The sequence below is a fragment of the Glutamicibacter sp. AGC46 genome (genome assembly GCF_053543715.1).
The window spans coordinates 278,894-287,360 of record NZ_JBLVOJ010000009.1 but is presented as its reverse complement, the minus strand read 5'-3'; the positions used below and the strand labels follow the sequence as shown (position 1 = coordinate 287,360).

Here is an 8,467-nt window from a genome sequence, read left to right as displayed (position 1 = left end):
GCGGCCCCAGCCCAGCTAGTGGCGGCCAGCCTCTATTTGCCTTCCTTGGCGGCCCGCTCCTTCTCGATGGCTTGGACCTGGGCAACCATGTCCGGAGCAAAGGCATAGAGCTTGCCCTCTGACTGATGGACCCAGAAGCGCCCGCACAGATCAGTCGTCTCGCTTTGGCCATCGGCTGGCCACCAGTCGGCATCCAAGGTGCGGGTAGCTGAGATCTCGTCAGGCTCGAGGTTCTTGGTGCGCGGGTCAGAAGCGTAGGCCTTGGCCAGTTCGGCTTCGGTCGGATTCCCAACGGTTTCCAGCGCCTTGCACTGTTCGCTGTCCAGCTTGCCGTCGTAGTTCAGCACGAAGATGCGTTCAGCGCCGGTATTGCGCTGGACCAGCTGAACGTCGGTGCCGCCGGACGGAACCCAGTCGGGCAGCACGCCATCGGCCACGGCCTTCTCTGAAGTTTTGGCAGTTCGAGTGGTGGATTCATCGTACTTGTCGACGAAGAGATCAGAACCGCTGCAGCCGGTGAGCAGGAGAGCGAAGGGAAGGGCGAGCGCGCCAGTGGCGAGGTACTTTTTCTTGAGCATGATTCCATCGTAGAAATTTCCGCGGCCCGGGGAATCAGCGATGCGAGGTAACTATCCCGTGCCCGGCTCATACCCTCGGCTGATAGTTTCCACTTCTGGGATCAACCCTGAAACTCCATCTCACCCAGTAAAAGCACTCGCTAATATCCGCACATCGCCACTGCTTATTGGTAGATTGCCTACGAACCAAACGCTACTTAGGAGCCATCACCGTTGACGACTATTGACCCTGCGGCACTTGAATCGGAACTGCGCATCGCAGAAGAACGGCGCCTTTCGGCCATGCTCGCCCGTGACCTCGAAACCTTGGGGAACCTGCTTGAGCCGGATTTGCAGTACACCCACTCCACCGGTCGTGTCGATGACCGCGACTCATTGCTGGAACTGCTCGGTTCCGGGGCCGTCGAATATTTGGCGCTCAGCCACGACTTCGAGTCCGTTACCCAGGAGGGCAACGTGGTGGTCGTCGAAGGCAGTATGAAAATGCATCTGATTTCCGGAGGCGTCGAAAAGCATCTGGCAACTGCCAACCGCACGGTGTGGGCCAAGACCGGCGGCCAGTGGAAGCTGCGCCTCTTTGTCGGGGCCACAGCGCAATAGGCCCGCACTTCGACGCTTTAAAAGCCACGGCGGCAGGCTGGATCTTCCAACCTGCCGCCTTTCCACAGTGGCTATCGCCTCAATGCCTAAACCTGGCCGCCATGGCGGGCCACTGCTTCACGAGCCAGCGCCTTGCCGAACTCGGTGTGCGCGGCAAGCGCTGCCTGGGCCGCTGGCGCGTCACCGGCAGCCAGCGCTTCGGTCAATTCTGCAACGTGGCGGTGGTCCAGCTGGCGCGACCACTGCTCTGCGGTCAGCGCTTGGCGCCAGACGGTGCCAATTCCCAAACGGCGGAAGGAATCCACCAGCTGGCTGGAGCCGGCAACGCCAACCAGAGCATCGTGGTAGGCGACATTCAGGGCCAAGAACTCTTCCAGGTCGGATTCCGAAGTCTCACGCAGGTCAGCCAGCTTCGCGGTGATCTCGCGCAGGCTGGAAATGGTCTCTTCGGAAATCTTGCCCAGGTGCGAGGCGATCACCCCGGACTCGATGGTGGCGCGCGAGTCGTAGGCCGAATCGGTCAATTCTGCGGTAATCGGCTTTGGCTGGTATTTTCCGGTTTCGGTGCGGAAGACCAGGTGCTCGCTTTCCAGCTTCACCAGCGCGTTGGCTACATGATCAGCGTCGGCCCGGGAAGCCGCGGCGATGGCATCCACGTCGAGGTCTTCGCCCAGTGGGCTGGTGCGCAGCAGCACCCAGGTGCGGGTGGCCTGGTAGGCAGCCAACTCCTTGGTCGGCTCGAGGCGGCCCATGGTTCCGCGGTAGTAGGCCAGCGGTTCGCGGTCATGGGCTTCAGCGTGGCTGACCAGTCCCAGGAAAACGGTGTGGGTACCGCCGGTAGGGGTTTCGGCCACATGGCATACGATCGTGGCCAATGCGCCGTCAATCAGCGGGATGCCCTCCGCGGAGAGGGTATGCGGCACGGTGGCGAACTTGTCCTCGCCCTTGCGGCCGAAGTGGAAGGCCAGCGCGCCCTGGTCCTCGGCCAGGATGTTGATGCCGAAGACGCCTGCTTCAACTACCCGGTCATGGGTGGAGCTGGAGCGGTTCAGGCAAGCGAGCATCATTGGCGGTTCCATCGACAGGGAGGACACTGCCGAAGCGGTGGTGCCGTAGAGCTGGCCGTCTACAGCCGTGGTGATCACCGTGACACCGGAGGCGAAGTGGCCTACGACGTTGCGGAAGGTGTTCATGTCTACTGGGGTGACCGATTCAAGGTTGGTGATGCTCATGGGAGTTGCTCCTGGTAATTCGGGGTGAAGTTTTTGGTGGGGTCCAGCGCCGCCATCAGATCAGTCAGATCCGGTGCGCTGGCGAGGTGTTCGAGCTGGTGCTGCAACGCGTCCTTGCGTGCTGCCAGTTCTGGATGCGAGAACTCGAGATTCTTCGAGAACTTCTCAACTACCTGGTCATGCTCCAGGGGTGTGCGCAAGATGTTTCCGTCCGGGTGCTCCACGCGCACGTGGCGCACCTCGCCGCTGCGCAGCCGTGCAGTGATCTCCGCCGTCAGCCGCTGGCTGTTAGGCAGGGTGCCGGCTAGCTCGATGCGCCCGAGCATCTGCGCCAGCTCCGGGTCCGCCCGCGCGCTGGCGGTCAGGTGCTCGGGGCGAACCGTTCCGTGGATCAAGGCGATCGCCGCGGTGGCGTGCACCGAGAACAGGGCTGCCACGGTGCGGGTGTCCCCCGCCTCGAAGCGCGCCCCGACGAATCCGTTCAGGGTCCGCTCGCTCAGGTGGACGGTGAGGCATTCGATGTCCTTGTAGCCCACCGTGCCGTCGGCCACCAGTTCCGCGCAGGCCTGCAGCGAAGGCTGCGCGGCCCGGCAACTGGCAAAGGGCTTGATCGTGCAGTCCCCATGGAAGCTCACGCCAAGATCCGCCACCGCCAGTTCCGGCTGCGCGTCGATGCCGAACAGCTGGAAGTAGCCGTGCTTGCCGGTCAGCGGATCATCCGCCGCCTTCATGCCGGCTTTGGCCAGCTGCGCGGCGGAAATTCCGGCGCGGGCGGCGAAGGCCATGGGCAGCTTGAAGCCGTTGGCCCCATCGAAGATCGCCGCCACATTGCCCGAAGCCTGGTTGACCGCAATGCCGATGGCATGGCGTGCCTGCGCCTTGTCCAGGCCCAGCATCCGGCTGGCGATTCCAGCGGCGGCCAGGGCATTCAAGGTGCCGGTATTATCCTGCCCCGAGTACACGTCGAAGCCGCCGGCGATGGCCAGGCGGGCTGCCAGGTCATCGCCCAGCGCCAGAGCGGCCAGTGCTTCTTCTCCGGTGGCGCCGGTGGCTTCGGCCAGGGCCAGCACGACGGCCACGGTGGTTCCGGAGATGTGGGCGGCGACCTGCTTGCCGGCCGGGCCTTCGGCTTCCACCGGTTCGAAGTCGAAGGAGCGGATCAGGGCCGCGTTGACGAAGGCCGCGGAGGTGGCCGGAAGCTTGATTCCGGTACCCAGCACGGTTGCTTCATCGCCGTGGCCCCAGGCCTGCGCCGCTTCGATGAGTCCGGCAATGTCGTCGGCACGGTGCCCTGCCAGCCCAACGCCCACCGAATCCAGCAGGCGCTGGTTCACGCGCTGGATCGTGGCCGTCGGCAGCTGGCCGTACTGGGTTTCCAGCAGGTGCTCGAGCAGCGCATCGAGCACATCGGGCGTCGGGTTAGCCATGATTTTCCTGCTTCCCTAGGCGCGCGTTGCCGCGGCGTCCAGGTCCAGCGCGGCCTGCTCGGCGATGACCGGGCTGATCCCCACCTCGGCGAACATCGCCTCGAAAGCACCGGTCTCGCCCTTCATCTGCGCCTTGCGGTGATCCAGCCCGCGGGCACGGCTGACCGACCCCAGGTAGAAGCGCTCGTACAGTTCGATGCGGCTGCCCAGGGCGGATCCGGCGAAGTCCCAAGCGGTGCGGAAGATCTTGGCGCGTTCCTCTGGCGCGATGCCGTTGGCTCCCGGCAGGTACTTCTTGAGCAGTGGGCCCAGGCGCGGGTCCTCGAAGGAGGCCGCGGTCGGGGTGGCCAGCAGGTTGTGGCTGCCCATGGACTTGATGATGTCGTTCACGCGGGCCATCCAGATGGGCATCATGGTGCGCAGCGCGGAGATGTCGTCGTGGCAGAAGAACGCCCCGCCGCCCCATTCCGACGCGTTAACCTCGGCCGAGTGGATCACGGCGCGGGCGATGCGCAGGTAGGAATAGATCTCGCCGAGCATCGATGCGGTGTCCGGCTTGTTGTCGGTGGCGGTGACCTTGGCCATCTGCACGCACAGGTCGTAGGCGAACTCCAGCTTCACCGAGGCGCGGATGGCGGTCTGCTGCTGGGTGTTGCCGGTGGCGGTGCCGGCGTTCAGGGAATTGTAGACATCGAGCTGGCCGTCGATGAACACGCGATCCCAAGGGACCAGCACGTCGTCGAAGATGATGACCGCATCCTGCTCGTCGAAGCGCGAGGAGAACGGCTTGTCCACTACCGGCTGGTCCACGCCGTAGTGGTCGCGGCAGACCGAGACCACGCCGCTGGTGGCGACCGGGATCGCGAAGGACAGCGCGTATTCCTCGTAGCCCTTCTGGATGGGCACCGCCGGGTAGACATAGAGCTCGTCGGCGATCGGGCCCAGGGTGGCGAGCATCTTCGCGCCGCGCACGATCAGGCCTTCAGCGGTGCGGTCCACCACGCGCAAGGTCAGCTCTTCATTGATGCCCTGCAGTTCGCCGACCGACTTGTCGATGGCCGCATGCACGATGGTGTGGGTCAGCGCCAGGTCGTTTTCCTGCACATGGCGCCAGTAGTTCTCCAGGCGCTCGTAGTAGACCGGGTCGCCGGATTTGGCGAAGATGTCCGGGCGCGAGGCGTGGCCGGCGAGCACCACGTTGACGTAGTCGGGGGTGCGTCCGAGCATGCCATTGGAGTAGCGGGCCAGGCGGTCGAACGCGCGGTGGCGGCGGGCGATGTCTTCTGCGTTCTTGGGACGCAGCAGGGAGACGTTGTGCTGTTCGCCAGTCTGCTCGTCGTTCATCAGGCAGTCATCGGCGTACTTGTGCTGGTAGTCGAAGTAGGCGGCCATGCCGTTGATCGAGCCGGCAAATGCCGGGTGCTCGGTGACGTCAATGCGCTGATCGCCCAGCCAGACCTCGCGGGAATCCTTGAGCCCTGCCAGGTACTGCTCTCCAGTGCGTGCACTCATCTTCGCTGCTCCTTATCGGGCGTCCCGCTGAGCGGGTTGAAAAATATATTCTGTGCATCAGTTTATATAACTTATGTGACCCAGATCAAGCTCTGAGTCGAAGAATTTTTTCAAACCCGCAGGATCACGCGGTTTTCAAGGGCTGAAGAAAATATTATCTGTCTTAAAATGCGTAAAAAGTGGACAAGGTTAGTGAAATGGGCCACTATGGCTTAAGTCACATCAGCGATCAGGAAGGGTTCTCGTCGTGTCCGACTCGCAACAGAACCAGCCAGTGCCGGCAATGGAGCCAAGCGACTCCCTCAACACCAAGGATTTGCGCCGCATTCTCGGATCCAGCTTCTTGGGCAGCGTCATCGAGTATTACGACTTCATCTTGTACGCCACTGCGGCGTCGCTGATTTTCGACAAGGTCTTCTTCGGCAACCTGAGCCCGGGCTTGGCACTCTTCGCCTCCTTCGGCACCTTGGCCGTCGGGTACATTGCCCGCCCGCTGGGCGGCATCGTCTTCGGCCACTTCGGCGACCGCCTTGGCCGCAAGAAGATGCTGGTGCTTTCCATGATGATGATGGGCGTAGCCACCGTTGCCATTGGCCTATTGCCGACTACCGCAACCATTGGCGCAGCTGCCCCGGTCATCCTGGTCTTGCTCCGCGTGGTCCAGGGAGTCGCAGTTGGCGGCGAATGGGGCGGCGCCACCCTGATGGCCCTGGAACATGCACCCGCTTCCAAGCGCGGTTTCGCAGCTTCCTTCGCTAACGCCGGCGCACCGGCCGGTGGCCTGCTGGCCACCTTCCTGGTTTCCTTCATCTCCTTCTCCACCGGTGATGCGTTCCTGGAATGGGGCTGGCGCATTCCGTTCATCTTCTCGGCAGTCCTGATCATCATCGGCATGGTGATCCGCCTGAAGGTCGCAGAAACTCCGGTCTTCCAGGAGCTGGATGCCAAGGCCGCCGAGCGCAAGCAGGAGCGCAAGACTCCTATCTCGCTGGTGCTGAAGAACCATTCGCGCACCGTCATCATCACCCTGATCGCTTCCCTTGGCTTCTACACCTGCCAGGGCGTGCTGACTTCGTGGGGCGTTTCCGAAGCAGCGGCCCAGGGCGTGGACCGCTCCTTTGTGCTGAACACCAAGGGCTACGCGGCCATGGTCACCATCGTGGTCTGCCTGCTGGCCGCCAAGCTCTCGGACAAGTACGGCCGGAAGATGATCCTGACCATCGGCGGCACCGCCGGCATCCTCTGGGCCTTCCCGGCAGTCTTCCTGATGAGCAACGGCACCGGCTGGGGCTTCGCAGTTGCAGTCATCGTCGGCAACGGCGTCATCCAGGGCATCCTGGCCGGACCGATCGGCGCCTACATCTCCGAGCTGTTCCCAGCTGATGTCCGCTACACCGGCGCCTCACTGGCCTACCAGGGCTCCTCGCCCCTTGGGGCCGGCTTCACCCCGATGATCTGCACCGCGCTGGCCGTCAGCTTCGGCATCACCGCCGTAGGCATCTTCTGGGTGGCAATCCTGATCGTCGGACTGGTCGCCATCCGCATCAGCCCGGAAGGCGCCGCCCTGCCTCCCAAGGCAGCCGCGTCAGCGCCGTCCAACGCAAAGCTGAACGCCTGAACCCCGGCACCGGTCCGCGTATCAGTTGATACGCGGACCAGCTTTTAACACCAAACATCAATTTTTCTGAACGCTATGGCGCAAAAGTTCTCCATTTACGACTTTAGAGACTCTTGAAACCATGGACTCAGTGCTTCCCGTCACATCCGCAGGAAAGGATGAGTTTCAATGACTCCCAAGAACCCCCAGCACATGGTGCTCACGACCTTCATGCTCCCCGCTGGCTACCACAAGGATTCGTGGCGCATGGATGGCTCGCGCTCCGAAGAGCTGGCCAACCTGGAATTCGTCTACGACCTGACCAAGATGGCTGAAGACGCCAAGCTGGACGCCATCTTCTTCGGCGACATCGTCCATGCCAACACCGTAATGCGCGGCGATATCAAGATGAACGGCTTCTACGAGCCGATCTCGGTACTTTCCGCACTGGCAGCACGCACCAAGAACATTGGCCTGATCGGCACCGTTTCCACTTCCTTCTCGGAGCCATACAACCTGGCCCGCCAGATGGCCGGACTGGACCACATGTCAGGTGGCCGCGCCGGGTGGAACATCGTGACCAGCTCCGATGGTTTCCAGAACTTCGGCATGGACTGCGCGCCGGATCCAGCCACCCGCTACCGCCGTGCCACCGAGTTCGTCGAGGTAGCCAACCAGTTGTGGGATTCGTGGGAAGACGACGCCGTCACCAACGACAAGGAATCGGCATGGTACGTGGACACCGACAAGATCCACCCGATCAACCATGAGGGCGAATTCTTCAAGGTGCAGGGCCCGATCAACATGCCGCGCAGCCCGCAAGGCCGCCCGGTGCTGGTGCAGGCAGGCTCCTCGGGACCAGGCATGGAACTGGGCTCCTCGGTGGCCGATGGCATCTACACCGCGCAGCCGCTGAAGGAACCATCGGTGGAGTTTTACGCCAAGTTCAAGGCGATGGCGGCTGCCAAGGGCCGCAACCCCAACGACATCAAGATCATCCCGGGCATCCTGCCGATCCTCGGCGACACCCAGGCCGAAGCAGATGAGCTGGCCGAGGAGCTGGCCAACCACATCCATCTGGAAAACGGCCGCGTGCAGGTGGGTGCCGATCTGAAGATGGATCTGTCCTCGCTGGACTTCAACGAGAAGATTCCCGCCGAGTGGTTCTCCGATGACCCGGCCCTGGGTTCGCGCTACCAGATCTACCGCCGCAAGTCGGTGGACCAGGGCATGACCCTGCGCGAGCTGATCGTTGACCTGGCCCGCTCCACCGGACACCAGTGGATGGCCGGCACCGCCTCGGCAGTGGCAGACCGCATGATCGACTGGTTCGATTCCAAGGCCTGCGACGGCTTCAACCTGAATGCCCCGTTCAACCCAGGCGGCTTCAAGCTCATCTGCGACAAGCTGGTCCCTGAATTGCAGAATCGCGGCTACTTCCGCACCGAGTACGAGGGCGCCACCCTGCGGGATAACTTCGGATTGTCCTACCCGTCCTCGATCCGCACGCGCGTCTAGCCG

At 62.9% G+C, this 8,467-nt stretch carries 7 protein-coding genes; 3 read left to right on the top strand and 4 right to left on the bottom strand.

Going from position 1 to position 8,467, the window contains the following annotated elements; translation table 11 throughout:
• Positions 1 to 32: 32 nt before the first annotated feature.
• Positions 33 to 578: a hypothetical protein gene (locus ACNPM8_RS04440; RefSeq protein WP_332498767.1), complete on the bottom strand. Its 546-nt coding sequence runs from the start codon at positions 576 to 578 to the stop codon at positions 33 to 35.
• Positions 579 to 791: 213 nt separating this feature from the next.
• On the opposite strand from ACNPM8_RS04440, the gene ACNPM8_RS04435 reads away from it, so the two are divergent.
• Positions 792 to 1,178: a nuclear transport factor 2 family protein gene (locus tag ACNPM8_RS04435; protein WP_105656458.1), complete on the top strand. Its 387-nt coding sequence runs from the start codon at positions 792 to 794 to the stop codon at positions 1,176 to 1,178.
• Between the two features lie 86 nt (positions 1,179 to 1,264).
• On the opposite strand, the gene ACNPM8_RS04430 is transcribed toward ACNPM8_RS04435, so the two are convergent.
• The 3 genes from ACNPM8_RS04430 to ACNPM8_RS04420 are packed head-to-tail and all read right to left on the bottom strand — an operon-like array spanning position 1,265 to position 5,349.
• Positions 1,265 to 2,410, bottom strand: coding sequence for a flavin reductase (locus tag ACNPM8_RS04430; RefSeq protein ID WP_105656459.1), 1,146 nt, complete (start codon positions 2,408 to 2,410; stop codon positions 1,265 to 1,267).
• Positions 2,407 to 3,837 (bottom strand): MmgE/PrpD family protein, encoded by a 1,431-nt coding sequence (locus tag ACNPM8_RS04425; protein ID WP_448939361.1) that lies wholly within the window; start codon positions 3,835 to 3,837, stop codon positions 2,407 to 2,409. Before ACNPM8_RS04425 ends, ACNPM8_RS04430 begins: the two co-directional genes overlap by 4 nt.
• A 15-nt stretch (positions 3,838 to 3,852) precedes the next feature.
• Entirely contained in the window at positions 3,853 to 5,349 is a 1,497-nt protein-coding gene (locus tag ACNPM8_RS04420; protein ID WP_133833894.1) for a 4-hydroxyphenylacetate 3-hydroxylase family protein, read from the bottom strand.
• A 247-nt stretch (positions 5,350 to 5,596) separates the two neighbouring features.
• Between ACNPM8_RS04420 and ACNPM8_RS04415 the strand changes: the two genes are divergently transcribed.
• Positions 5,597 to 6,967, top strand: coding sequence for an MFS transporter (locus ACNPM8_RS04415; protein WP_448939360.1), 1,371 nt, complete (start codon positions 5,597 to 5,599; stop codon positions 6,965 to 6,967).
• 168 nt (positions 6,968 to 7,135) lie between these two features.
• The gene (locus tag ACNPM8_RS04410; protein ID WP_448939359.1) at positions 7,136 to 8,464 is read left to right on the top strand and encodes an NtaA/DmoA family FMN-dependent monooxygenase; all 1,329 of its coding nucleotides are present in this window, start codon (positions 7,136 to 7,138) and stop codon (positions 8,462 to 8,464) included.
• Positions 8,465 to 8,467: the final 3 nt, after the last annotated feature.